The sequence below is a fragment of the Burkholderia sp. BCC1644 genome, from assembly GCF_902833225.1.
Taxonomy (GTDB): Bacteria; Pseudomonadota; Gammaproteobacteria; order Burkholderiales; family Burkholderiaceae; genus Burkholderia.
Window position 1 is genome coordinate 387300 of the sequence record NZ_CADFEI010000005.1, and the last position, 24330, is coordinate 411629.

General features: G+C 67.3%; 24 protein-coding genes and 1 pseudogene. 5 read left to right on the forward strand and 20 right to left on the reverse strand.

What is annotated here, in order from left to right:
- The first annotated feature begins 32 nt into the window (after positions 1-32).
- Together HWX87_RS12800 and HWX87_RS38310 are read left to right on the forward strand one after the other, a co-directional pair.
- Positions 33-1253 (forward strand): cupin domain-containing protein, encoded by a 1221-nt coding sequence (locus HWX87_RS12800; RefSeq protein ID WP_176047441.1) that lies wholly within the window; start codon positions 33-35, stop codon positions 1251-1253.
- A gap of 56 nt (positions 1254-1309) precedes the next feature.
- A pseudogene (locus HWX87_RS38310) lies at positions 1310-1556 on the forward strand (hypothetical protein).
- On the opposite strand, the gene HWX87_RS12805 reads toward HWX87_RS38310, so the two are convergent.
- From HWX87_RS12805 to HWX87_RS12855, 11 genes are all read right to left on the reverse strand, one after another.
- The gene (locus HWX87_RS12805) at positions 1484-1819 is read right to left on the reverse strand and encodes a hypothetical protein (protein ID WP_081051808.1); all 336 of its coding nucleotides are present in this window, start codon (positions 1817-1819) and stop codon (positions 1484-1486) included. The pseudogene HWX87_RS38310 and the gene HWX87_RS12805 sit on opposite strands and share 73 nt — an antisense overlap.
- A gap of 43 nt (positions 1820-1862) precedes the next feature.
- Positions 1863-2639 carry an MBL fold metallo-hydrolase gene (locus HWX87_RS12810; RefSeq protein WP_176047442.1) on the reverse strand — a complete coding sequence of 259 codons (777 nt, stop codon included), beginning with the start codon at positions 2637-2639 and terminating at the stop codon, positions 1863-1865.
- 4 nt (positions 2640-2643) lie between these two features.
- Positions 2644-3789 (reverse strand): outer membrane protein assembly factor BamC, encoded by a 1146-nt coding sequence (gene bamC, locus HWX87_RS12815; protein WP_176047443.1) that lies wholly within the window; start codon positions 3787-3789, stop codon positions 2644-2646.
- A 111-nt stretch (positions 3790-3900) separates the two neighbouring features.
- Positions 3901-4803, reverse strand: coding sequence for a 4-hydroxy-tetrahydrodipicolinate synthase (dapA, locus tag HWX87_RS12820; protein ID WP_175845203.1), 903 nt, complete (start codon positions 4801-4803; stop codon positions 3901-3903).
- Positions 4804-4849: 46 nt separating this feature from the next.
- The gene (locus HWX87_RS12825) at positions 4850-5452 is read right to left on the reverse strand and encodes a class I SAM-dependent methyltransferase (protein ID WP_176047444.1); all 603 of its coding nucleotides are present in this window, start codon (positions 5450-5452) and stop codon (positions 4850-4852) included.
- Between the two features lie 8 nt (positions 5453-5460).
- The gene (locus tag HWX87_RS12830; RefSeq protein ID WP_006487046.1) at positions 5461-6663 is read right to left on the reverse strand and encodes a tryptophan--tRNA ligase; all 1203 of its coding nucleotides are present in this window, start codon (positions 6661-6663) and stop codon (positions 5461-5463) included.
- Positions 6664-6671: 8 nt separating this feature from the next.
- Complete coding sequence (locus HWX87_RS12835) at positions 6672-7334, reverse strand: site-2 protease family protein (RefSeq protein WP_176047445.1); 663 nt, start codon at positions 7332-7334, stop codon at positions 6672-6674.
- A 47-nt stretch (positions 7335-7381) separates the two neighbouring features.
- Positions 7382-8014, reverse strand: a complete 633-nt coding sequence (locus HWX87_RS12840) for an L-threonylcarbamoyladenylate synthase (RefSeq protein ID WP_176047446.1) — start codon at positions 8012-8014, stop codon at positions 7382-7384.
- A gap of 70 nt (positions 8015-8084) precedes the next feature.
- Positions 8085-8915 (reverse strand): 3',5'-nucleoside bisphosphate phosphatase, encoded by an 831-nt coding sequence (locus tag HWX87_RS12845; RefSeq protein WP_176047447.1) that lies wholly within the window; start codon positions 8913-8915, stop codon positions 8085-8087.
- Positions 8916-8997: 82 nt separating this feature from the next.
- Positions 8998-9888, reverse strand: a complete 891-nt coding sequence (locus tag HWX87_RS12850; protein ID WP_176047448.1) for an alpha/beta hydrolase — start codon at positions 9886-9888, stop codon at positions 8998-9000.
- Between the two features lie 141 nt (positions 9889-10029).
- Positions 10030-10887 carry a ferritin-like domain-containing protein gene (locus tag HWX87_RS12855; protein ID WP_176047449.1) on the reverse strand — a complete coding sequence of 286 codons (858 nt, stop codon included), beginning with the start codon at positions 10885-10887 and terminating at the stop codon, positions 10030-10032.
- Between the two features lie 143 nt (positions 10888-11030).
- On the opposite strand from HWX87_RS12855, the gene HWX87_RS12860 reads away from it, so the two are divergent.
- From HWX87_RS12860 to HWX87_RS12870, 3 genes are all read left to right on the forward strand, one after another.
- A complete protein-coding gene (locus HWX87_RS12860; protein WP_176047450.1) occupies positions 11031-11555 on the forward strand; it encodes a gamma carbonic anhydrase family protein in 525 nt (174 codons plus the stop codon).
- 25 nt (positions 11556-11580) lie between these two features.
- Positions 11581-12531, forward strand: a complete 951-nt coding sequence (hslO, locus tag HWX87_RS12865) for an Hsp33 family molecular chaperone HslO (RefSeq protein WP_176047451.1) — start codon at positions 11581-11583, stop codon at positions 12529-12531.
- A 134-nt stretch (positions 12532-12665) separates the two neighbouring features.
- Positions 12666-13022, forward strand: coding sequence for a hypothetical protein (locus HWX87_RS12870; RefSeq protein WP_176047452.1), 357 nt, complete (start codon positions 12666-12668; stop codon positions 13020-13022).
- Positions 13023-13108: 86 nt separating this feature from the next.
- On the opposite strand, the gene ftsB is transcribed toward HWX87_RS12870, so the two are convergent.
- From ftsB to HWX87_RS12915, 9 genes are all read right to left on the reverse strand, one after another.
- Positions 13109-13534: a cell division protein FtsB gene (ftsB, locus tag HWX87_RS12875; RefSeq protein ID WP_027784847.1), complete on the reverse strand. Its 426-nt coding sequence runs from the start codon at positions 13532-13534 to the stop codon at positions 13109-13111.
- Between the two features lie 81 nt (positions 13535-13615).
- Positions 13616-14899 carry a phosphopyruvate hydratase gene (gene eno / locus HWX87_RS12880; RefSeq protein ID WP_011352544.1) on the reverse strand — a complete coding sequence of 428 codons (1284 nt, stop codon included), beginning with the start codon at positions 14897-14899 and terminating at the stop codon, positions 13616-13618.
- Between the two features lie 106 nt (positions 14900-15005).
- Positions 15006-15860, reverse strand: a complete 855-nt coding sequence (kdsA, locus tag HWX87_RS12885) for a 3-deoxy-8-phosphooctulonate synthase (RefSeq protein ID WP_047898480.1) — start codon at positions 15858-15860, stop codon at positions 15006-15008.
- 3 nt (positions 15861-15863) lie between these two features.
- Positions 15864-17516 carry a CTP synthase gene (locus HWX87_RS12890; protein WP_059233729.1) on the reverse strand — a complete coding sequence of 551 codons (1653 nt, stop codon included), beginning with the start codon at positions 17514-17516 and terminating at the stop codon, positions 15864-15866.
- A 157-nt stretch (positions 17517-17673) separates the two neighbouring features.
- Positions 17674-18519: an alpha/beta hydrolase gene (locus tag HWX87_RS12895; protein WP_176047453.1), complete on the reverse strand. Its 846-nt coding sequence runs from the start codon at positions 18517-18519 to the stop codon at positions 17674-17676.
- A 336-nt stretch (positions 18520-18855) separates the two neighbouring features.
- A complete protein-coding gene (locus HWX87_RS12900; RefSeq protein WP_176047454.1) occupies positions 18856-21339 on the reverse strand; it encodes a DNA internalization-related competence protein ComEC/Rec2 in 2484 nt (827 codons plus the stop codon).
- Positions 21340-21396: 57 nt separating this feature from the next.
- Entirely contained in the window at positions 21397-22185 is a 789-nt protein-coding gene (locus tag HWX87_RS12905; RefSeq protein WP_176047455.1) for a TatD family hydrolase, read from the reverse strand.
- Positions 22186-22253: 68 nt separating this feature from the next.
- The gene (gene lolD / locus HWX87_RS12910) at positions 22254-22949 is read right to left on the reverse strand and encodes a lipoprotein-releasing ABC transporter ATP-binding protein LolD (protein ID WP_176047456.1); all 696 of its coding nucleotides are present in this window, start codon (positions 22947-22949) and stop codon (positions 22254-22256) included.
- A 55-nt stretch (positions 22950-23004) separates the two neighbouring features.
- The gene (locus tag HWX87_RS12915; RefSeq protein WP_175829644.1) at positions 23005-24258 is read right to left on the reverse strand and encodes a lipoprotein-releasing ABC transporter permease subunit; all 1254 of its coding nucleotides are present in this window, start codon (positions 24256-24258) and stop codon (positions 23005-23007) included.
- Positions 24259-24330 lie beyond the last annotated feature (72 nt).

A 24330-nucleotide genomic window follows, 5' to 3' on the forward strand; every position in this document is an offset into this window, starting at 1 on the left:
CCAATTCTCCCAAATACAACTCTCATTATACGATGCGCAACCGGTCTCAAGCCGAACCGCGGGATACCGCTGCCGCCCCGCTCGGCGCGCCGCCTTCCGATCTTCCCACACCGCTGCTCGGCGGTCTCACGCCGGCGCAATTCATGCGCGGCTACTGGCAGAAGAAGCCGCTGCTGATCCGTCAGGCGATCCCCGGCGTCGCGTCACCGGTCTCGCGCGACGCGCTGTTCGAGCTTGCCGCCGACTATGACGCGGAATCGCGACTGATCACCCATTTTCGTAACAAGTGGCAACTGGCGCACGGCCCGTTCGAACCGGGCTCGCTGCCGGCCGTCACGCGCAAGGCGTGGACCCTGCTCGTACAAGGGCTCGACCTGCACGTCGACGCGGCGCGCGCGCTGCTCGACCGCTTCCGCTTCATCCCCGACGCGCGGCTGGACGACCTGATGATCTCGTATGCGACGGACGGCGGTGGCGTCGGCCCGCATTTCGATTCATACGACGTCTTCCTGCTGCAGGTCGAAGGCCGGCGCCGCTGGCGTGTCGGTGCGCAAAAGGACCTGTCGCTGCAGCCGGACGTGCCGCTGAAGATCCTCGAAAACTTCGAGCCGAGCGACGAATGGGTGCTGGAGCCCGGCGACATGCTTTACCTGCCGCCGCACATCGCGCACGACGGCGTCGCCGAAGGCGAGTGCATGACCTGCTCGATCGGCTTCCGGGCCCCGTCCGCCGGCGAACTGGGCGCCCAGTTCCTGTACTATCTCGCGGAGCGCGGCGGCCTGCGCGACGGGGGCGGCGACGATCTCTACCGCGACCCGAAGCAGCCGGCCGTCGATACGCCCGCACAATTGCCTCCGGCGATGGTCGAGCGTGTCGCCGAGATCGTCGATGCGATCCGCTGGCGCAAGCGCGACGTCGCCGAATTCCTCGGTTGCTACCTGAGCGAGCCCAAGCCGAACGTCGTTTTCGACCCGCCGGCGCGCCCGTTGTCCGAGTCCGCGTTCGTCACGCAAGCTTCACGACGTGGCGTGTGTCTCGACAGAAGGGCCGCATTGATGTATAACGCGCGCTCGTACTTCATTAATGGTGAGGAAGGACCGCTCGAGCAGGCCGGTGAATGGCTGCCCGAACTGGCCAATCAACGCCAGATGGAGGCGAAACGGTTTGTAACACTATCCCGGGTTCCCTCAATGACAGCCTTGTTGCACGAGTGGTATCGTGCGGGCTGGATACGGGTCGGAAACCGGAATTAGTGTGAGTCGCCCCGTATGCCCGTACGGATCAAATTCTGTATGGGAAAGACAACGTATTGACCCCGCATTTGTCGACGGTCGATAGGAAAGTGCATATAATTTCCGCCCAAGCCGTAGGGAAGATTCACGCTCTAAGAAGTGCATCTCCACCAGCGGCCCAGGTCGGTGTTGGAGCACATTACCGGTATTGTTTCGCGCTGTTGCTTACCTTTAACCATAAAAGGACGTGATCATGAAGAAATCCCTCCTCGTAGCTTCCCTGTTGGCTGCTGTTGCACTGGCTGCTTGCAACAAGAGCGCTGATCAAGCTGCTTCGTCGGCTGCAAGCGACGCGGCTGCTGCTGCTTCGACGGCTGCTTCGGCAGTTGCTGGTGCAGCGAGCGACGCTGCTGCCGCTGCTTCGTCGGCAACGGCTGCTGCGAGCGACGCTGCTGCTGCAGTGGCGTCGGCTGCTTCGGCAGCGACGGCTGCTCCGGCTTCGGGCGCAAGCCAGTAAGCCTCAGCGTCAGCTGAAAAAAAACCGGCCCGAGGGCCGGTTTTTTTACGTCTGCCGTTTCCGTACACATCGCCCGGCAGCCGCACCGGGCCGCCGTAGCGGCCCTGCCCTGCTCATCCGAGCATCAGCCAGTCGAAGCCCGCGTCCTGCGAGGCCACGATCACGTCCTCCCCATCCGTCCCCAGTACGCCGCCGAACGCCCGGCGGGCCAGTTCCGGCAGGTTGTTCTGCTGGCTCAGGTGCGCCGCGACCAGGTGCTGGAGGCGGCTGCGTTCGAGCGACGCGAGGATGTCGGCCGCCGCGTCGTTGCTCAGGTGCCCATGGTTGCCGCCGATCCGCGCCTTCAGCGACTGCGGATAGCGGCTCGCAGCCAGCATCGCGGTATCGTGGTTGGATTCGAGCACCAGCGCGTCACAGCCGCTCAGGACGGCCGTGATGTGCGGCGTGGCCATCCCGACGTCCGTCAGCACGCCGAGCCGGCTGCAGCCGTCCATGAACACGAACTGGAGCGGTTCGCGCGCATCGTGGGGGACCGTATAGGGCATCACGGCCAGATCGCGTATCGCGGCCGTCTCGTCGCCCCACAGCACGTGGAGATCGACATCGGCCTCGTCCGCGCCGACCGCGCGCGCGGTGCCCCAGCTCATGTAGAGCGGCAGCGACGCACGGCGGGCGAGCGTCAGCGCGCTGCCGACGTGGTCGCTGTGTTCGTGGGTGATGAGGATCGCATCGAGATCATCGATGCCGAGATTCAGTCGGCCGAGCCGGCGCTCGACCTCCTTGGCGGAAAAGCCGCAGTCGAGCAGCACGCGGGTGGTCGTCGTGCCGCTCGAGGCCTCGACGACCAGCGCGTTGCCTTCGCTGCCGCTTCCGAGGCTGGCGAATCGCACGCGCTCAGTTCAGCTGCGCGTGCAGCAGCGAGATGATCCGCTGCGCGTCCGACGAGTTGTCGACCTGGCCGTTTGCGCCGACCACCGCGACCTGCGTGCCGCCGGCGCCTTGCGCGCGCACGTTGACGAGGAATTCCTTGCCCGGCTTCGCCGCCGACGGGCCGCCGTAGAACAGCTTGCCGAACAGGCCGTCACGCTTGAGCTCTTCCATCGTATTCGCGTAGCGCACGGTATACATGCCCTTCTCGCGGTCGCGATTGTCGACCGTGAAGTTGGTGCGGTCGAGCGCCAGGCCCACGCGCAGCCACGCGCGATCGAACGACTCGGCCAGCTGCAGCGTCGCCGCGCCGCCGCTCGTGTCGCTGACCTGCGCCGGCGCCGTCGCGGGATGCGCGTCGGTCAGCAACTGCTTCGCCTGCGCGTCGGTCAGGCCGAACTTCTGCATCAGCTTCGACAGGAAGACGGCTTCGAGCACCGGGTTGCGCGGACGTTCTTCCCAGCGCGACGACGTGCCGCCCTGCGGGCCGACCATCATTTCTTCCATCGCGCTGTGCGTGATCGAGATGTCGGTGTTGCCGTCCGACGTGCGGTTCACGAGCGTGCGGAAGCGGTCGCGCGTGCCCGAAGAGTAGGCGAAATCGATGACCTTGCCGATCGTGCGGCGGAACCAGTCGTCCGGAATGTTCGCGCGGTTTTCGGCCCAGTCGGTCGCCATGATGCCCGTCGACGGCGCATCGGTCTTCAGCGAGAAGCCGTTCTCCTGCCAGAACTCCTTCAGGATCGGCCACAGCTGCTCGGGCGTCCGGCCGTCGACGACGAGCCAGCGGCGATCGCCGTCGCGCTCGATATGCATGCCGAGCGGATCCTGCGCGCTCGGGATGCCGTCGGTCGCGTTGCCGGCCTGCGTCGTGACCCGCGGCGGCAGCGTACCGAGCCCGGCGTTGCTCGGCGGCGCAACGAACTGCTGCGTCGTCGGCACCGGCTTCAGGTCGCTCGGCACCGCGAGCGGCGGCGCCGAACCGGTGTTCTTGTAGTTGACCCGGTCGGGGGCCAGGTAGTCGTTCAGCGTATCGCAGCCAGCGAGCGCGCCCAGCGCCAGCGCCACCACCGACAGCTGGATGGCGCGAGAGGAAATGGCGAAACGTTTCATGAAATCCTTCGTCTTGCTAGAACGCTCGTCAGGAGCGGCGCCGGACGGAGCCGGCCGGTGCGGGTTGATCAGGGGTCGAGCCGGCGACCGCAGGACGCGGCCGCCTCGGCATCAGAGAACGCCGGCCTCGACGAGGGCCGAACGCACGGCATCGTGGCAGCGCTCGTCGAGCGCCGTGAGCGGCAGCCGGATACCGCCCTGCATCTTGCCCATCGCCTGCAGCGCCCACTTCACCGGGATCGGGTTCGCCTCGATGAACAGGTTCTTGTGCAGCGACAGCAGCTTCATGTGCAGCGCCCGGGCGGTCTGGACGTCACCGGCCAGCGCCGCGCGGCACAGGTCGCTCATCGCACGCGGGGCGACGTTCGCCGTCACCGAGATGTTGCCGTGGCCGCCGAGCAGCATCAGCGCGATCGCGGTCGGATCGTCGCCGCTGTAGATCGCGAAATGCTTCGGTGCGGCCTTGATCAGGTGCGCAGCGCGATCGATGTTGCCGGTCGCTTCCTTCACGCCGATGATGCCCGGCACTTCCGCGAGGCGCAGCGTCGTTTCGTTCGCCATGTCCGCGACCGTACGGCCCGGCACGTTGTACAGGATCACCGGCAGGTCGACCGCTTCGGCGATCGCCCGGAAGTGGCGGTACATGCCTTCCTGCGTCGGCTTGTTGTAGTACGGCACGACCTGCAGCGTCGCGTCCGCGCCGACCGCCTTCGCGTGCTTCGTCAGCTCGATCGCCTCGGCGGTCGAGTTGCCGCCCGCGCCCGCGATGATCGGGATGCGTTTTGCCGCATGCTCGACCGCCGTGCGGATCATCAGGATGTGCTCTTCGACGTTGAGCGTTGCCGACTCGCCGCTCGTACCGACCACGACCAGCGCATCGGTGCCTTCCGCGATGTGCCAGTCGATCAGTTTGCGAAACGCCGGCAGGTCGAGACTGCCGTCTTCGAGCATCGGGGTGACGATCGCGGGGATGCTGCCGCGGATTTGAATGCCGTCTTGGGTGCCGTTAGCCATGAAACGCGATTGAATGTGTACCGGTAAACGTTGAGATTGTAGCGGATTAGCCGGGCAGTTCGTAACGTGGAATTCCCGCCCCCGCCTTCGGGGTCGCGCCCTCGCGCACCGCGCAGAGACGCTGGACGAACGCCTCGCGCGGCGCGGCGACAAAACCGTCCTCGTACGCAACCACCCGCAGGCGGCCGTGCACGGCGTCCAGCAGCTCGCCCGGGGCGAGCAGGAACGCGGGGTTGGACGGTTTTCCGACCGTTTCGTTTCCTTGCGCGAAGGTTTCGTAGATCAGCACGCCGCCCGGCGCCACTGCATCGAGCAGATGGGGCCAGAGCGGACGATGCAGGTAGTTCGTGACGATCACGGCCGCAAACCGCTCGCCGGCCGGCAGCGGCCACGGCGCGCCTTCGAGATCGGCCGCGCGGGCCTCGACGCCGGGAATCGCGCGCAACGCGGCCAGCGCGACCGGATCGCGGTCGAGCGCGACGACCGGATGCCCATGCGACGCGAACCAGCGCGCATGGCGGCCGCCGCCCGCGGCGACATCGAGCACAGCGCCGCCGGCCGGCGCGAGCCGCGACCATTGCGCGACCCAGCGCGACGGCTCGGCCTGGGCGACGTGGCCGCCCGCGGCGGCGATGACGGATTCGCTCATGCGCCGGATCAGTTGTACGACAGGCCCATCGCGTCGCGCACGTCGCGCATCGTTTCCGTCGCGTACTTGCGCGCCTTGTCGCAACCGTCCGCGACGATCGCGCGCAGCAGCGACGGATCGTCCATGTACTTCTGCGCGCGCTCGAGCATCGGCTGCTGTTCGCGCAGGATGCCTTCGACGACCGGCTGCTTGCAGTCGAGGCAACCGATGCCCGCCGAGCGGCAGCCCTTCTGCACCCACTCGTGCGTCGCTTCGTCCGTATAGACCTGGTGCAGCTGCCACACCGGGCACTTGTCCGGATCGCCCGGATCGGTGCGGCGCACGCGCGCGGGATCGGTCGGCATCGTGCGGACCTTCTTCGTGATCGTCTCGGCGTCTTCGCGCAGGCCGATCGTGTTGCCGTACGACTTGGACATCTTCTGCCCGTCGAGGCCCGGCATCCGCGATGCTTCGGTCAGCAGCGCCTGCGGCTCGACCAGGATGATCTTGCGCGCGCCTTCGAGATAGCCGAACAGGCGCTCGCGGTCGCTCATCGACAGGCTCTGCGATTCCTGCAGCATCGCGCGCGCCTGTTCGAGCGCCTCGTCGTCGCCCTCCTGCTGATACGCATTGCGCAGCTCGTGATAGAGCTTCGCACGCTTGCCGCCGAGCTTCTTCGCGGCTTCGAGCGCCTTCTCCTCGAAGCCGGGCTCACGGCCGTACAGGTAGTTGAAGCGGCGCGCGATTTCGCGCGTCATCTCGACGTGCGGCACCTGATCCTCGCCGACCGGCACGAGCGAACCGCGATACAGCAGGATGTCAGCCGCCATCAGCACCGGGTAGCCAAGGAAACCGTAGGTGGACAGATCCTTGTCCTTCAGCTTCTCCATCTGCTCCTTGTAGGTCGGCACGCGTTCGAGCCAGCCGAGCGGCGTGCTCATGCCGAGCAGCAGCGCGAGTTCGGCATGCTCGGGCACCTTGCTCTGGATGAACAGCGTCGCCTGCGCCGGATCGATGCCGGACGCGAGCCAGTCGATCAGCACGTCCCACACGTTCTTCTCGATGACCTCGGGAGTCTCGTAGTGCGTCGTCAGCGCATGCCAGTCGACGACGCAGAAGAAGCACGGGTACTCGGACTGCAGCTTCACCCAGTTTTTCAGCACGCCGTGGTAATGACCGAGGTGCAGCGACCCGGTGGGTCGCATGCCGGAGAAAATACGTTCTGGGAACATGATTGTCGTTAGAGGAGCGAGGCGAATGGGGACAGGATGGCGCTCAGGACGGCGTAGCCGACGTTGACGAGCGGGCGCAGCCAGAAGTTCGTCAGCACGCCCGTCGCGACCAGCGCGAGGACGATGATGAAACCGTACGGCTCGATGCGCGACAGCGCGATCGATTGCTTCGGCGGCAGCAGCGCCGCCAGGATGCGGCCGCCGTCGAGCGGCGGCAGCGGAAACAGGTTCAGCACGCCGAGCACGAGGTTCGCGCTGACGCCGGCAAACGCCATCCGCGTGAAGAACGGCTCGTCGATGCCGACGGCGGGCAGCACGAGGGTCAGCAGGCCCCAGACCAGCGCCTGCACGAAGTTGCAGGCCGGGCCCGCGAGCGACACCCACAGGCTGCCCCAGCGCGGGTTGCGCAGGTTGCCGAATGAAACCGGCACCGGCTTCGCATAGCCGAACAGGAACGCGCCGCCCGTCAGGAAGTACATCACGAGCGGGATCGCGATCGTGCCGAGCGGATCGATGTGGCGCATCGGGTTGAACGACACGCGCCCCATCACGTAGGCGGTGTTGTCGCCGAGCAGGCGGGCGGCATAGCCGTGCGCGGCCTCGTGCAGCGTGATCGCGAAGATCACGGGCAGCGCGTAGACGGCGATGGTCTGTATCAGGGAAGCATCCATATCGCGTTATTGTAACAAGCGCACTCGCGCAAAATTGAACGGCCCGCTCATGCGGCCGAGAGGCCGAACGGTTCCAGCGCGCCGCGCCCCGCGCGCACGAGTTCCGGCTCGTCGCCGGTCAGGTCGATCACCGTCGACGGTTCGCGCGGGCACGCGCCGCCGTCGATCACGAGGTCGACCTGCTTCTCGAGCCGCGTGCGGATTTCTTCAGGATCGTTGAGCGGCTCGTCGTCCGGCGGCAGGATCAGCGTCGTGCCGAGCAGCGGCTGGCCGAGCGATTCCAGCAGCGCGAGCGTGATCGCGTGGTCGGGCACGCGCAGCCCGATCGTCTTGCGCGACGGGTGCGACAGCCGGCGCGGCACTTCCTTCGTCGCCTGCAGGATGAACACGTAGGGGCCCGGCGTCACCGACTTGATCTGCCGGTACTGGCGGTTGTCGACCATCGCGAAGTTCGCGAGCTCCGACAGGTCGCGCACGAGCAGCGACAGGTGCTGCTTCTCGTCGAGGCCGCGAATCCGGCGCACGCGTTCGACCGCGTCCTTGTCGTCGAGATGGCATGCGAGCGCATAGCTCGAATCGGTCGGCATCGCGATCACGCCGCCCTTGCTGATGATGTCCACGGCCTGCTTGATCAGGCGCGGCTGCGGATTATCCGGATGAATCCTGAAGAACTGGGACATGGGGGTACGTAAAGGGGGAAGAATCGGCAACGCACGGGCGGCGGCAAGGGCAGCGATCAGCCGCCCTGCGTCAGAGCCAGCGCTCCCAGACCGGTGTGAGGTCGGACGGCAACGGCGGCAGGCTGCCGAGCTCGATGCGGCCCTCGCCCGGCGCGTGGAAATCCGAGCCGCGCGACACTTCGAAGCCGAAGCGGCGCGCAACCTCCGCGTATTCGCGGTACTGGTCGGGCGTATGACTGCCCGTGATGACTTCGATCGCGCGGCCGCCCAGATCGATGAATTCGCCGAAGAATGCGTCGAATTCGACGGGCGTGTAGCGGTAGCGGCCCGGATGCGCGACCACGGCTTGGCCGCCCGCCGCGCGGATCCAGCCGACCGCGTCGGACAACGATGCCCAGCGATGCGGGACGAAGCCGGGCTTGCCGTCGCCGAGCAGCCGGTCGAACACGTCGGACGTCGATTCGGCGTGGCCGTTCTCGACGAGAAAGCGCGCGAAGTGCGTGCGCGAGATCAGGTCGGGATTCGAGACGTACTTCAGCGCGCCTTCGTACGCGTCGGGAATGCCGAGCGTCGCCAGCTGCTCGCCGATCGCCAGCGCGCGCGCCGCGCGGCCGTGGCGCGTGCGATACAGGCCGTCGACCAGCGCCGGGTTCGCGGGATCGATGTTCAGGCCGACGATGTGCACGGTGCGCGCCGCCCACGTGACCGAAATCTCGACGCCGCTCAGGTAACGCATGCCGAGCGCTTCCGCCTCGCTGCGTGCCGCTGCCTGGCCGCCGATTTCATCGTGGTCGGTCAGCGCCCACAGGGTCACGCCGCCCGCATGCGCGCGGCGCGCGACGTCGGCAGGCGACAGCAACCCGTCGGAAACATTGGAATGGCAGTGGAGATCGGCGTTCATTGTCGGCATGGCAGGTAAGGCTTCATTCTACTGCAACGCGGCAATTGCGCCGCCCGCCTGCCCTGCCGACGGCGTCGCGCGCCTACGCGCAGAACGCCTCGATCAGCGCCGCGATCTGCTCGGGCTGGTCGTGGTGCACCATGTGGCCGGCGTCCTCGACGAGCTTTTCGCGCCAGTCAGGGAACGCGTCGAAACGCGCCTTGAATTCGGGCAGCGGGATGTCGCCGGCGATATGCGCGAGCGTCGGCGAATTGACGGCTTCGACGTGCAGCACCTTCGCCCGCACCTGCTTCCAGGTAGCCATCACTTCATCGAGCCGGTACAGCAGCGGGCCCGGCATCTTGTGCGCCGGATCGGCCAGCAGGTGGTAAAGACCGTCGTCGCCGCGCTTCGACCAGTGCTCCGCGAGGAACGCGGCACGGCGCGGGGCGAGCCGCGGATTGGTCTTGATCAGGCGCGCCGCCACGTCGTCGAGGGACGCGTACGGTCGCAACGCCGGCGGCTCGCGCAGTTCGTCCAGCCAGCCGCGCAGCCGGCGCGGCGCCTGTTCGGCCCGGGCAGGCGCGAGCCCGAAGCCTTCGAGGTCGACCACGCGGCGCACGCGTTCCGGCCGGGCGCCGGCGTACAGGCACACGACGTTCGCGCCCATGCTGTGCCCGACCAGGTTGACTTCGCCGGCCGGCGCATAGTGGTCGACCAGCGCATCGAGATCACCCAGGTATTCGTGGAACCAGTAGTGGCCGCCGCCCTGCCGGGCGACCGGCCAGTCGGACAGCCCGAAGCCGCGCGCATCGGGCGCGATCACCTGCCAGTCGCCCGCAAGCGCGTCGACGACGAACTGGAACGACGCCGCGACGTCCATCCAGCCATGCAGCATGAACAGCATCGGCGCATCGGGCCGGCCCCAGCGCCGCACATGCAGCTGGACGCCGCGCACCGTGACGAAATCGGAAACAGAACTCGAGGCACTCATTGCAGCCGCCAAAAAAAGAATGGTCGTTCGATTATAGCGGCGACGCCTGCGTTCCGGCGGCCGGCAATCGAGGCCACGCTCTAGCAGTGGTGACATTCGGACGGCCGCCGGGAAGCACCGTCGGCCGGGCGCGCGGGCCGGCTAACGTGCCGCGTTTCCGTCCGCGGCGTCCTGCGCGGCCAGTTCGTCGAGTTCGGCCTGCTCGAAGCCGGCATCGCGGCGCGCATCGAAATTGAACGGGCCGCGCAGCCGCGGCGCATGGTATTGCTCGGCCAGCTGCCGGTAGGTCGGCACCGGATCGCGGCCGGCTGCGTCGCACAGATGCCGGAACCAGCGGTTGCCGATCGCGACATGGCCGATCTCGTCGCGCAGGATCACGTCGAGGATCGCGGCCGACGCGTCGTCGCCCGCCTGGACGAGCCGCGCGCGGATCGGCGGCGATGCGTCGAGCCCGCGCGCCTCGAGCGTGCGCGGCACGAGCGCCATGCGTGCCAGCACGTCACCCTTGGTCCGTTCGCACATCTCCCACAGTCCGTTGTGCGCGGGAAAATCGCCGTACGCATGCCCGAATGCCGCCAGCCGGTCGGACAGCAGCGTGAAGTGATAGGCCTCCTCGGCCGCGACCTTCAGCCAGTCCGCATAGAACGCGTCCGGCTGGCCCGCGAAGCGCCAGACCGCGTCGAGCGCCAGGTTGATCGCGTTGAATTCGATATGGGCGAGCGCGTGCAACAGCACCGCGCGTCCCGCGGGCGAACGCATGCTGCGCCGTTCGAGCTGGCGCGGCTCGACGAGCGGCGGACGGGCAGGACGGCCGGGCAGGCAGGCCGGTTCAGGCAGCGCGAGCGACGGCGCGATCGCGGCCTGCCCGGCCCGCAGCGCATCGTGCAGCGCGCGCACCCGTGCGGCCTTCGCCGCCGGTTCGGACAGGCACAGCGCGTCGAGCGCCACGCGGCGCACGCAGGCCGGCGTAGCGCCGGAAGACGAAGACTCCATGCTCATAAACGGGGACACCTTGCGTACGCATCGCGGGAGCATATGCACGCGACGGTTTACAATATGCGTTTGTTCCACGGCGCCATGCGCCGGGCAAACCGGACGCGCCATTCTACCGGCGCCCATCATCGAAGAGACAAGGAGACTCCGTGACGATCTACAAACTGGGCGAGACGGCCCCGACGATCCACGAAAGCGTATTCGTCGCCGACACGGCGGCCATCATCGGCAAGGTCGTGCTCGAGGAGAACGCGAGCGTGTGGTTCGGCGCGACGATTCGCGGCGACAACGAAACCATTGCCGTCGGCGCCGGCAGCAACGTCCAGGAAGGCGCGGTCCTGCACACGGACCCGGGCTTTCCGCTGACGATTGCCGAAAACGTGACGATCGGGCATCAGGCGATGCTGCACGGCTGCACGATCGGCGAAGGTTCGCTGATCGGGATTCAGGCGGTGGTCTTGAATGGTGCGGTCATCGGCCGCAACTGTCTGGTTGGCGCCGGCGCGGTCGTGACGGAAGGCAAGACGTTCCCGGACAACTCGCTGATTCTCGGCGCACCGGCAAAAGTCGTGCGCGAGCTGTCGGCGGAAGACATCGCGCGGCTGCGCGCAAACGCGAAGACGTATGTCGAGCGGCGCGCGCATTTCAAGGAGCAACTCGTGCGGATCGGGTGATTCGCACGGATTTCAAGGAAGAAGAGTGAGCGACCAGTTACAGAAATTCATGTTCAATGCGGCGCCCGTGCGCGGCGAGATCGTTTCGCTGCGCAATACGTGGCAGGAAGTGCTCGCCCGCCGCGACTACCCTGCCCCCGTGCGCACGGTGCTCGGCGAGATGATGGCCGCGTGCGCGCTGCTGTCCGCGAACCTGAAATTTCACGGCACCCTGATCATGCAGATCTTCGGCGACGGGCCGGTCCAGATGCTGGTCGTCCAGTGCGGTTCCGATCTGTCGATGCGGGCCACCGCGAAGTTCGCCGGCGACGCGGCGCAAACGATCGGCGACGACACCAGCTTCGCGTCGCTCGTCAACGCGAGCGGCCACGGCCGTTGCGTGATCACGCTCGACCCGGCCGACAAGCTGCCGGGCCAGCAGCCGTACCAGGGCATCGTGCCGCTGAACGGCGTCGACGGCCCGCTCGAGTCGGTGTCGCAGGTGCTCGAGCACTACATGCATCACTCGGAGCAGCTCGACACGCGGCTGTGGCTCGCGGCCGATCGCGACCGCGCGGTCGGCATGCTGTTGCAGAAGCTGCCGGGCGACGGCGGCATCGTGCCGCGCAACGCCGAAACCGATATCGACACGTGGGAGCGCGTCTGCACGCTCGGCGGCACGCTGTCCGCCAAGGAACTGCTCGAGGTCGAACCGGAAGTCGTGTTCCGCCGGCTGTTCTGGCAGGAAAACGTGCAGCACTTCGAACCGGCCGGCACGCGCTTCCAGTGCTCGTGCTCGCGCGAGAAGGTCGGTGCGATGCTGCGCATGCTCGGTCGCGACGAAGTCGACAGCGTGATCGTCGAGCGCGGCCACGTCGAGATCCACTGCGAGTTCTGCAACCAGCGCTACGAGTTCGATCCCGTCGACGTCGCGCAGTTGTTCGCGGCACCCGGCGTCGAGACCGGCATCGCGCCGGCAACCGACCAGCGTCACTGAGCGGCGTGCTCGTGCCCGCCATCCGGGCACGGGCGCATAATGACGCACGAGCGCCGCACGCACGGCTCAGGCACCGGAGGCCCGGCCTTCGGTGCACGCCATTTCCCGCCGTCGGCGCGCTGCAGGAGAACCACATGAATCGCCTCCGCCCGTTTCGCACCCTCATCCTGACGAGCGCCGCCGCCGGCACGCTCGCGCTCGCCGGCTGCGCGATGCCACCGCCGACGTCCACGATCCTGAGCCGCCTGCCCGAACCGGGCGCGTCGGGCGGCCAGCCGCCCGCGCTCTCGAGCGCCGAACGCAAGCGCTACGACGAGATCGACCAGCAGGTCCTGCGCGAACAGAACAGCGCCATCGCGGCCGAGGCAGCCGCACGCGCATGGGCGTACTACTCGCCACCGCCCGTGACCGTCTACGGCGGGTACTACGGCGGATGGGGAAATCGCTGGGGAACGGGTGTCAGCTACGGCTACCCGGGCTGGTGGTGGTGAGCGGTCAATCGATCGATTGACGACTGGCAGGAAATAAAAAAGCGCGGTATTTCCCGCGCTTTTTCAATGGGTTCGAGGTATCGCGATCAGTGATGCGCGGCCTTGCCCTTGTCGCCGCCATGATGCCGCGACGGCTTCGCAATCGACTGCGGATTCGGCACGACACGCACCGGCGCCGCGGAGACGGTACCGCGCGTCGACGTGTTCGACGGCGTGTTGTTCAGCGGCCCTGCGGGCGCATTCGGCGACACGAACTGCACGAATACTTCGCCGTCCTTCACCATGCCCATCTCGTAGCGCGCACGCTCCTCGATGGCCGCGGTGCCGCTTTGCAGATCCTGCACTTCGCCGGCCGTGCGCTCGTTGCGCAGCTTCTCGTCCGCATTCTTCTGGAGCTGGTCGTCGAGCTGCTGACGCAATTCATGCACCCGCAGCCAGCCGCCGTGTCCCCACCATAGGGGGTACTGAATGAGCGCCAGCAAGGCAATCAGGACGACAGTGACAAGCCGCATGTAAGAGACGCAGATATAAGAAGCGCCGCTCCGCGCACGTGCACAGAGCGGCGTCGATATGACGAACCCGATAGTAGCGCGTTAGCGCAGGTTATAGAAAGCCGATTTACCCGGGTAGCTTGCGATGTCGCCGAGATCTTCCTCGATGCGCAGCAACTGGTTGTACTTCGAGATGCGGTCGCTGCGCGACAGCGAACCCGTCTTGATCTGACCGGCATTCAGGCCGACCGCGATGTCCGCGATCGTCGAATCTTCCGTTTCGCCCGAGCGGTGCGAGATCACGGCCGTGTAGCCCGCGCGCTTCGCCATTTCGATCGCCGCGAACGTTTCGGTCAGCGTACCAATCTGGTTGATCTTGATGAGGATCGAGTTCGCGATGCCCTTCTCGATGCCTTCCTTCAGGATGCGCGTGTTCGTGACGAACAGGTCGTCGCCGACCAGCTGCACCTTCTTGCCGAGGCGGTCGGTCAGCAGCTTCCAGCCTTCCCAGTCGCTTTCGTGCATGCCGTCCTCGATCGACACGATCGGGAACTTGTCGGCGAGCGTCGCGAGGTAGTCGGTGAATTCGGCCGACGACAGTTGCAGGCCTTCGCCCGCGAGCTGGTACTTGCCGTCGTGGTAGAACTCGGATGCCGCGCAGTCGAGCGCGAGCAGCACGTCTTCGCCCGCACGGTAGCCGGCCTTCTCGATCGCCTGCAGGATCGTCGACAGGCACTCGTCGTTGCTGCCGAAGTTCGGCGCGAAGCCGCCTTCGTCGCCGACTGCCGTGCTCATGCCGCGGTCGCTCAGGATCTTCTTCAGCGCGTGGAACACTTCCGCGCCGCAACGCAGGGCTTCACGGAACGTCGGCTGGCTGACCGGGACGATCATGAATTCCTGGATGTCGAGGCTGTTGTTCGCGTGCGCGCCGCCGTTGACGATGTTCATCATCGGCACCGGCAGTTGCATCGCGCCCGAGCCGCCGAAGTAGCGGTACAGCGGCAGGCCTGCCTCTTCGGCAGCGGCCTTCGCGACGGCCATCGACACGGCCAGCATCGCGTTCGCGCCGAGGCGCGACTTGTTGTCGGTGCCGTCCAGCTCGAGCAGCGTCTTGTCGAGGAACGCCTGTTCCGACGCGTCGAGGCCCATGATGGCTTCGGAGATTTCGGTGTTGATGTGCTCGACTGCCTTCAGCACGCCCTTGCCGTTGTAGCGGCCGGCTTCGCCGTCGCGCAGTTCGATCGCTTCACGCGAGCCGGTGGACGCGCCCGACGGCACCGCCGCGCGGCCCATCGTGCCCGATTCGAGCAGCACGTCGCATTCGACGGTGGGGTTGCCGCGCGAATCCAGAATCTCGCGGCCGATGATATCTACGATGGCACTCATGGGTTTCCTCTGAGAATGACGATGGATTCTTCAAACTGCGACGGCGCGCGCGCCGGAACCGCTTTCGCTACAGACGCGCGAAGCCGTCGCAAGGTTCATTCGATCTTTAATTGAAATCGTTTTCCAGGAACGGATTGCGCTTCACCGCCTGGTCGAGCGTGACCAGCGTCTCCAGCAGCGCACCCATCCGGTTCAGCGGCACCGCGTTCGGGCCGTCCGACTTCGCTTCCGCCGGATTCGGGTGCGTTTCCATGAAGAGGCCGGCAACGCCCGTCGCGACCGCCGCACGCGCGAGCACCGGCACGAATTCGCGCTGGCCGCCCGAGCTCGTGCCCTGCCCGCCCGGCAACTGCACCGAGTGGGTCGCGTCGAACACGACCGGCGCGTTCGTCTCGCGCATGATCGCGAGCGAACGCATGTCCGACACGAGATTGTTGTAGCCGAACGAGACGCCGCGCTCGCACGCCATGAAGCGGTCTTCCGACAGCCCCGCTTCACGTGCCGCGTCGCGCGCCTTGTCGATCACGTTCTTCATGTCGTGCGGCGCGAGGAACTGGCCCTTCTTGATGTTGACGGGCTTGCCCGAGCGCGCGCACGCGTGGATGAAGTCGGTCTGGCGGCACAGGAACGCCGGCGTCTGCAGCACGTCAACGACCGACGCGACCTGCTCGATCTCGTCGATCGAATGCACGTCGGTCAGCACCGGCAGGCCGAGCTGACGCTTCACCTCGGACAGGATCCGCAGGCCTTCGTCCATTCCGAGGCCACGGAACGACTTGCCCGAGCTGCGGTTCGCCTTGTCGTAGGACGACTTGTAGATGAACGGAACGTTCAGCTTCTCGCAGATCTCCTTCAGGCGGCCCGCCGTGTCGATCGTCATTTGCTCCGATTCGACGACGCAGGTACCCGCGATCAGGAAGAAAGGCTTGTCGAGACCGACCTCGAAATCGCACAGCTTCATGCTTTACACTCCGCGCGCTTGCTTGTTGGCGAGCGCGGCTTCGACGAACGACTTGAAGAGGGGATGACCGTCACGCGGCGTGGACGTGAATTCCGGGTGGAACTGGACGCCGACGAACCACGGGTGCATCGAACGCGGCAGTTCCATCATTTCCGGCAGATCCTCGCTCGGGGTACGGGCGCTGATGATAAGGCCGCCGGCTTCGAGCTGGGGCACGAAGCGGTTATTGACTTCATAACGGTGGCGATGGCGTTCGTTCACGTCCTTGCCATAGATTTCTTCCGCCATCGTGCCCGGCTTGATCGGGCAGCGCTGCGAACCGAGGCGCATCGTGCCGCCGAGGTCGGATTCCTCGGTGCGCGTCTCGACCTTGCCGTCGCGGTCATACCACTCGGTGATCAGCGCGACCACGCGTTCCGGCGTGTCCGGCTCGAATTCCGTGCTGTTCGCCTGCTTCAGGCCGACGACGTCGCGCGCGAATTCGATCACCGCGAGCTGCATGCCGAGGCAGATGCCGAGATACGGCACCTTGGCTTCGCGCGCATAGCGGATCGCCGCGATCTTGCCTTCCGTGCCGCGACGGCCGAAACCGCCCGGCACCAGCACGGCGTCGAGATGCTTCAGGCTGTCGACACCGTTCGCCTCGATCTCTTCCGAGTCGATGTACTCGATGTTGACCTTGGTCGACGTGTGCAGCGATGCGTGGCGCAGCGCCTCGATCAGCGACTTGTACGACTCGGTCAGGTCGACGTACTTGCCGACCATGCCGATCGTCACTTCGTGCTTCGGGTTCTCGAGCTTCTCGACGAGCGCCGACCACATGCTCAGGTCGGCGTCCTTCGGCGACAGCTTCAGCTCCTCGCAGATGATGCGGTCGAGGCCCTGGTCGTGCAGCATCTGCGGAATCTTGTAGATGCTGTCGGCGTCCCACACCGAGATCACGGCGTCTTCCGGCACGTTCGAGAACATCGAGATCTTCTTCGATTCGTCGTCGGGGATGCGGCGGTCGGCACGGCACAGCAGCACGTGCGGCAGGATGCCGATCTCGCGCAGCTTCTGCACGCTGTGCTGGGTCGGCTTCGTCTTCAACTCGCCGGCCGTCGCGACGTACGGCACCAGCGTCAGGTGCACGAAGCACGCGCTGTTGCGACCGAGACGCAGGCTCATCTGGCGCGCAGCCTCGAGGAACGGCAGCGACTCGATGTCGCCGACCGTGCCGCCGATCTCGACGATCGCGACATCCGGCTCACCGCAGGTGGCCGACGCGGCCCCGCGCTCGATGAACGCCTGGATTTCGTTCGTGATGTGCGGAATGACCTGCACGGTCTTGCCGAGATAGTCGCCGCGGCGTTCCTTGCGGATCACCGATTCGTAGATCTGGCCGGTCGTGAAGTTGTTGGCCTTGCGCATCTTCGTGCTGATGAAGCGCTCATAGTGGCCGAGGTCGAGGTCGGTCTCCGCTCCGTCTTCCGTCACGAACACTTCGCCGTGCTGGAACGGGCTCATCGTGCCGGGGTCGACGTTGATGTACGGATCGAGTTTGAGGAGGGTGACTTTCAGACCGCGCGATTCGAGGATCGCGGCGAGGGAAGCGGCGGCAATACCCTTGCCAAGGGAAGAAACTACGCCGCCGGTGACGAAAACATATTTGGTCATCGCTGGATGCTCGCGGGAAAAACGGATTATACCGTAAAGCCCGCCCTTCTCTCAGCAATTGGCGCGATGATCGCGCCCTTTCGTGCCGACCCGCGCCAGCCGCGCGCGCCGGGGCAAACCGGCCGGCCGGTCGGCGCGCGGCGGCCCGCGCGACGCGTCAGGCGCGCTTCGCGAGCGGCGCGCTGACCTGTGAAACGCCGCCCTCCTCCGCCTTCAGCGAATTCAGCATCCGCTGCAATGCGCGGGCGGTCTCGAGCGGCCGCTCCATCGGGAACAGGTGACTGCCTTCGAGCCACTCGACGCGGCCGCGCGCCGCGCGCCGCGTCGCATCGAGCCCGACCTGCCGCACCTCGCGCGAACGCGTGCCGGCGAGGAAACCGAGCGGCACCGGCGCGCCGTGCGCGAGCCGCGGGCCGAGCGTGTGCGGCAGCGTCCGGTAGATCAGATACTCGACCTGGCGGTCGAACGCGAGCGCCCGCTCGCCGTCGGCGCCGGCCTGCGGAATCCCGTAGTCGATGTAGTCGGCCAGCATCCGTTCGTCCCAGCGCGCGAACGCCGGTTTCTCGCGGAAGTGCCGCCAGACTTCGTCGCGGCTGACCCAGCGCGTGCGCCGGTTGCGCGTCGCGGCGGCCGGCGACAGCCGCTCGTCGAGCCCCGCCCACTGGCTCGCGCGCAGTGCGCCGGCACGCCAGCCCGCGATGATCGGCGAATCGATCATCACGACGCCGCGCACCCATTGCGGCTTCTTCAGCGCGGCCATCAGCGACAGGTAGCCGCCGAGCGAATGGCCGACGAGCCATACCGGGCGCTCGTAGCGCCTGCCGATGTCGTCGAGCAGCTGCTCGACGAGGTGCGGCCAGTCGCGCGTCACCGGATAGCGGCGGTCGTGGCCGATCCGTTCGATGTAGCGCAGCTCGTAGTCGTCGGCCAGTTCGGCGAAGATCGTCCGATACGTCGACGCCGGAAAGCCGTTCGCATGCGAGAAGTGGAGGATGTCCTTCAAACGCCGTTGTCTCCTTTGTCGACGAGAGTTAGTGCTTTAGCACTTACTCTCGTCCCATGCTTCGCGGTCGACCAGAGTTAGTGCTTCAGCACTTACTCTCGTCCCATGCTTCGCGGTCGACCAGAGTTAGTGCTTCAGCACTTACTCTCGTCCCATGCTTCGCGGTCGACCAGAGTTAGTGCTTCAGCACTTACTCCCGTCCCGTGCTTCGCGCTCGACCGGAGTGGATGCTTCGGCACTGCTCCGCTCCCGTGCTTCATTTTCTGCCGGAGCCGTGCTTCGGCACTTTACGCCGGCCACGCGTTTTCTTGCCTGATACGCCGGCGCTCGCCGCGCTCACCGGTCCATCCAGTACCGGCGCCGCTCGTCGCGATAACGCACGAATGCGAACCCGCCATCGGCCGGCGCGACGTCGAACCGGATGGCGCCGTCGCGATCGGTGCGCGGCAGCGGAATCCCGCGCGCCTCGTAGCGTGCGAGGACGCTCCGGTGCGGATGCCCGAAACGATTGCGATAGCCTACAGGAAATACCGCGACACGCGGCCCGACCGAATCGAGGAAAGGCTCGACCGACGACGTGCGGCTACCGTGGTGCGGCACGACCAGGATCTGGGCGGCCAGCGCGTCGCGCGCGGCGCTCACGAGCCGGCGTTCGGCGGGCGCTTCGATGTCGCCCGTCAGCAGCGCGGACGTCCCGCCCGCATCGATGCGCAGCACGCACGACTGCCCGTTCGACGAACCCGTATCCGGGCCGCCCGACGGCCAGAGCATCGTGAACACGACGCCGTCCCAGGTCCAGCGCTGCCCGGCCGCGCACGGCAGCCGGTCGGCAACGCCGGCGGCCATCGCATCGCGCCACAGTCCGCTCTTCGGCGGAATGCCCGCCAGCAACTGGCGCACGTCGGCGGCCGCATAGACGGCCGGTGCGCCGCCCGCGTGATCGGCGTGCGCATGACTGATCACGAGCGAATCGATCACCGCGATACCACGCGAGCGCAATGCCGGCGCGACGATCCGCGCACCGGCATGCGTCGACTCCGCGCCCGGCCCTGCATCGAACAGCAAGGTCCGCCGCGCGGTCTCCACCAGCACCGACGCGCCCTGCCCGACGTCCAGCACGGTCAGCCTGAAACCGCCCGGCGGCGGCGTGTCGGGCGCCGGTGCAACGAGCGGCAGCCACGTGAGCGGCGCCGCCCAGCGCAACGGCCAGCCGCGCGGCATCAGCGCCCACACGACACCCACGCAGGCCAGCGCCAGCACCGGCCAGTCGGGCATCGGCAACCAGAACACGCCGGCCGGCCAGTCGGCGAGGTGCCCGAGCAACGTCATCATCGGTTCGAGCGCCGCGTGCGCGAGCCGGAACGCATCCGCATCGAGTGGCGCGGGCAGCGCGATGCCGGCCAGCACGACCGGCGTCACGACCGCGCTGACCCACGGAATCGCGAATGCATTGCCGAACGGGCCCGACAGCGAAATCTGCGCAAACCACGCGGCCGTAAGCGGCGCGAGACCGATCGTCACCGCGTACTGTATGCGCGTGGCCTCGGCGAGACGACGTCCCGCGCGCACGCCCCACGCGCGCAACCGGCTCGACAGGCCGGCCGCGCCGCCGCCCTCGTCACCTTCCGCGCCTGCCTCCTGCACAGCGCGCCAGCCGGCAACCGCCAGCAGAATCACGGCGACCGCACCGAACGACAGCCAGAACCCGGCCGACAGCACCGCCCACGGATCGGCGAGCAGCACGCCGCCCAGCGCCGCGCACAGCACCGCCGACGTCGGCACGCTGCGTCCGGCCAGATATGCGATGCCGCCGCCCGCGATCATCCACCACGCGCGCTGCGCCGGCACGTTGAAGCCGGCGAGCGCCGCATAGCCGGCCGCGGCCACCAGGGCGGCAAGCGCGGCCGCGTACTGCGCAGGCAACACGAGCGTCGCGGCCCGCGCGCGCCAGCGCAGCCGGCGCCAGACCATCGACACGAGCCCGCCCGCCATCGCGCCGACCAACCCGACATGCAGGCCGGAAATCGCGACCAGGTGGCTCGTGCCGGTGTTGCGCAGGGCGCGCCAGTCGTCGTCACCGATGCCCGACTGGTCGCCGATCGCCAGCGCGGCGACGATGCCGCGATGCGCGGCGTCGACACCGAGCGTCTCGCCAATACGGGCCCGCAGCGCGTCGCGCAGCCGATCGATCGACGCACGCCATCCCGATGCGCGCGCGTCGAGCAATGCCGCCCGCCGTGGTGCGCCGATGTACCCGATGGCACGAATGCCCGCCGCGAGCCACGCCGCCTCGCTGTCGCGCACGCCGGGATTGGCCTCGGCATGCGGCCGCTTCAGGCGCACGACGAAACGCCAGCGCTGTGCGGCACGCAGGTCGGGAAGCGCATCACGTGTCGCGGGCCCGCCGTACGCGCGCCACGACAGCCGGATCAACGGCGGAAAGCGGACCAGCCCCGCATCGTTCGACTCGACCGCGAACAGCAGACGCGCGCCGCTCTCGTCGACGACGGGCAGGCCCCTGATCACGCCCGTGACGACGATGTCGCGCCCTTCCCATTCCGCCGGCAAGCTGTCGCCCAGCCGCCATTCGGCGCGCACGGCCGCGTAGCCGAATCCCGCGACGCAGGCCGCGAGCGCGCACAGCATCCAGCCGAGTGCGGCCGTCGTACGCGTACGCGGTCGACGCATGCACCACGCACCCAGCGCCGCGCTTCCGGCGAGCATGGCCGCCCCGGCCAGCCATGCGATCGCGCCCGGCAACGCCGCCTGCCGCTGCAGCACGACGACGCCGAGCGCGAACGCGATCCACGCAACGCGCATTCCACCTCCTCGTCGACCTGGCGCCGCGATGACGAATACGGCGCCTTCCGGCAACGATTATGCGGATGAAAGTGCGAGTCGCGGCAGCGCGGCGAGCGCGTTAGCCGAAGTGCATAGGGACACGGCGCCGGCATCGAGCCCGCGCAGTTCGGCGAGCACGTCGCCGATGCGCGGCACCTGGTCGGGCGTGTTGCGGGACTTGTACGCCCATTCGGGCGCGATGTCGGGCGCGTCGGTCTCGACGACGAGCGCGTCGAGTGGCAACTCCGTGGCAAGCCGGCGGATCTGCAGCGCACGCGTGAACGTCACGTTGCCGCCGAAGCCGAGATGCAGCCCTTGCGCGAGATACGCTTCGGCCTGCTGGAAACTGCCGTTGAACGCATGCGCGATGCCGCGCCGCACGCCGAAACGGCGCAGCCCGGCGAGCACGCGGTCCTGCGACTTGCGCACGTGACACAGCACGGGCAGGTCGAATTCGCGCGCCAGCTTGAGCTGCCCCTGATAGAAGAACTGCTGACGGTCTTCGTCGAGCCCCGGCACGAAATAGTCGAGGCCGATCTCGCCGATCGCGACGAAGCGCGGGTCGTCGAGGCTCGCCTCGATCTCCATGCGCAGCCGGTCGAGATCCTCGTCACGCGCCTGCGGCGTATACATCGGATGGATGCCGAGCGCATAGACGGCGCCCGGCGTGCGTTGCGCGAGTTCGCGCACCGTCGTGAAGTTGTCGCGCCCGATGCTCGGGATCACGATGCGCGACACGCCGGCCGCGCGCGCCGCGTGCGCGACCGCGTCGCGGTCGGCGTCGAACTCGGCGGCATCGAGATGGCAGTGCGTGTCGATCCACATGGCGGCATGTCCTGCGCCCTCGCGCCGCGCCAGGGCACACCCGGCAGCAGCCCGAAAGCGTTCGCTTCTTACACCGGCAGCGCCGGCTCCTCGTACAGCACGCCGTCGCGCAACCGCATGATGCGGTCGCAGCGCGCGGCGAGATCGGGATCGTGCGTGACGATCACGAAGCTCGTTTCGAGCGTCTCCGACAATTCGAGCATCAGGTTGAACACCGTGTCGGCCGTCGTACCGTCGAGGTTGCCGGTCGGCTCGTCGGCGAGCACGCACGCCGGTTTCGTGACCAGCGCACGCGCGATCGCGACGCGCTGCCGCTCGCCGCCCGACAGCTCGCCCGGCCGGTGCTTCGCGCGCGGGCCGAGACCGACCCGCTCGAGCATCGTCTGCGCCTCGGCACGCGCGGCCTCGGTCGTCATCCGGCGGATGCGCAGCGGCATCGCGACGTTGTCGAGCGCGGTGAATTCGGGCAGCAGGTGATGGAACTGATAGACGAACCCGAGCGCACGATTGCGCAGCTCGTTGCGCTCGCGCTCGGCGAGTTGCGTAAACGGCTTGCCGAGCAGCGACACCTCGCCCGCGCTCGGCTCGTCGAGCCCGCCGAGCACGTGCAGCAGCGTGCTTTTGCCGGAGCCCGACGCGCCGACGACCGCGAGCTTCTCGCCGCGCCGCACCGTCAGCTCGGTGTTGTTGAGCACCTGCACGTTGAAGCCGCCCTGCACGAACGCCTTCGTGATCCCGCGCGCCTGAAGCACGTATTCCTGCATACCAGCCGAATCCTGTCTGTTGTGTTGTCGTGAATCCGCCAATGCGGTCGCGCGGTCATTCATAACGGAGCGCCTCCGCCGGCTTCACCTTCGCACCGCGCCAGCTCGGATAGAGCGTCGCGACGGCCGACAGCGCGAACGCGATCAGCCCGATCCGGATCACGTCGCTTGCGACGAGTTCGGACGGCAACTCGCTGATGAAGTACACCGACGGCGGCAGGAACTGCACGCCGAACAGGTGCTCGATCATCGGGATCAGCCACGGGATGCTCCATGCGATCAGGCAGCCGAGCGCGACGCCGGACGCGGTGCCGACGAAGCCGATCGTCACGCCCTGCACGACGAAGATCTTCATGATCGACCCCGGCTGCGCGCCGAGCGTGCGCAGGATCGCGATGTCGGCCTGCTTGTTGGTCACCGTCATCACGAGCGACGACACGAGGTTGAACGCGGCCACCGCGATGATCAGCGTGAGGATGATGAACATCATCCGCTTCTCGATCTGCACGGCCGAGAACCAGGTCTTGTTCTGCTGGGTCCAGTCGCGGATGTACAGGCTGCCCGACAGCGTATGCGACAGCTCGACCGCCACGTCCGGCGCCTTCTGCATGTCCTTCAGACGCAGCCGCACGCCGGTCGGCGCGACCATCCGGAACAGCGCCTCGGCGTCGCGAATGTTGATCATCGCGAGCGTGCTGTCGTATTCGTAGTGCCCGGACTCGAACACGCCGACGACCGTGAACTGCTTCAGCCGCGGCATCATGCCGGCCGGCGTGATCGACCCTTCCGGCGCGACCAGCGTGACCTTGTCGCCGACCGTCACGCCGAGGTTGCCGGCGAGCGCATCGCCGAGCACGATGCCGAACTGGCCCGGCACGAGCGCGGCGAGCTGGCCCGCCTTCATGTCCTTGCCGATGTCCGACACCTGCGGCTCGAGCGTCGGCTCGACGCCGCGCAGCATCACGCCACTCACGGCGTCCTGGCGCGTGAGCAGCGCCTGTGCATCGACGTACGGCGCCGCGCCGATCACCGACGGATTGCGGCGCGCTTCCTGCGCGGTCAGTTGCCAGTCGGGCATCGAGCCCGTCGGCGAGAACACCTCGACGTGCGCGAGCACCGACAGCATGCGATCGCGCACTTCCTTCTGGAAGCCGTTCATCACCGACAGCACGACGATCAGCGCCGCGACACCGAGCGCGATCCCGAGCATCGACACGAGCGCGATGAAGGAAATGAAGCCGTTGCCGGTCGTGCGTTTGCCGGCGCGCGTGTAGCGCCAGCCGATCTGCCATTCGTACGGAAGTTTCAAGCGAATCCTTTCTGCTGGTTACGGCGGGGAGGCGCCCCGCGGCCGGCCCGCCGCCCGGTGGCGGCCACCGGC